Origin of the sequence: Sphingobacterium sp. SGL-16, from assembly GCF_011043515.1 — a bacterium.
GTDB lineage: Bacteria > Bacteroidota > Bacteroidia > Sphingobacteriales > Sphingobacteriaceae > Sphingobacterium > Sphingobacterium litopenaei.
Genome location: NZ_JAAKGQ010000107.1, coordinates 1 through 1,295, shown reverse-complemented (window position 1 = coordinate 1,295; position 1,295 = coordinate 1). Strand labels below are relative to the sequence as shown.

The window sequence follows — 1,295 nt, the reverse complement described above, 5'->3', positions numbered from 1 at the left end:
AGAGTATCACCTATCTTTTCAAAGTAAGCGCCAATTGCAAAAGTTCTGTAACGTAGTGTTGATAATGTTTTTTGCGTTTTTTCCTGTAAGACGAATATTCTGAATATGGACATTAGATTATAGGCTATCATGGAGAATATTAATGCGGCTTCTGTTGCATAAAATGCTTTCAGGTTAAAGCTCTCTGCTCCAAAATCGGCTTTTAATTCTTTGATTCTGTTCTCCGCATCACCACGTTGGCGATACATCCGCCATACATCAGTTGCAGCAAATTCATTATTTGTAAAGTATGCAGAATAGCGATAGTTTCTATGGATTTCATCTTCTGGAAATAAACTTAATGTCCTTCCGGTTGCATTGGGTCTATTGGCTATCTTCTGTCGGACGATTACTAATCTGCGTTGCTTGTCCCAGGTTTTCCCCTGATAGTGCTTGTCGCAGATTTCAATTCCCTCATCCACCATCAACCAGGTGTCTTGCTTGTCGATTAAATGCTGTACAGGGTGGGTAAACTTTGCAGCAACAATATATTTCAGTGCTTTTTGTTCCAAATGTTCAAAAATATCTTTTTGACAAAAGCCACTGTCTAATCGAACCAGGCCCACTTTTTTAGCGCCAAAAACCGATAAAGTTTCTTCTAAAAAACCAATAAAATTATTCGCTGAACTAGTGTTTCCGCTTCTGAGCCAAAAGTTAGCAACCATTTTTACCTCATTTACGAAAGCTATAATGGGATGGTGACTGTTTCTTCCTTTTTTCTTGGGATTATACCCTTTCTTGGCTCCATCTTGTGCGCCATAGCGGGTAACAACTGAGGAATCAATGTCCAAAGTAAAATAGTTAATATTAATATTTTGAAAGAACCAACTAAAAAAATGATGACCTACCTCTTGATTCGTATTTTGTGTGAACTTGCCAAAGTAACGTTTATATGCATCTTGTCCAGGTGTTTTCCTCCAATCAAAAATCTGACCAAGAGCCCTGTCTGATCGTGTAATCTCCGTATGCAGAAAACGGTTTGCTCCACACCAAATACTTGTAATAAAGGACTCTAGAAGAACTTCTTTTTTGTAGGAATTATTGGATTGAGATACGGGTAAAGAAGTACAGTTTTCTATCTGTTCCCGAAAGCCAATTTTGTCCAACATTTGCTTCAAAAAAACCATTCCGCCCCAGGGTGTAATCTCTTGATTAGTAAATGATAACTCGAATTTCATAGCTAACTTTTTTCTACTGCTACGCAGTTGTATTCTAAATCTCTAAATTAACTATTTTTTTCTATTGCGTAATCTGGG

1 protein-coding gene is annotated in these 1,295 nt (G+C 37.4%); it reads right to left on the bottom strand.

Features of this window, described 5'->3' with window-relative positions:
- A partial coding sequence (locus G5B32_RS16845) for an IS1380 family transposase (protein WP_165292654.1) occupies positions 1-1,217 on the bottom strand: 1,217 nt, incomplete at its 3' end.
- Positions 1,218-1,295 lie beyond the last annotated feature (78 nt).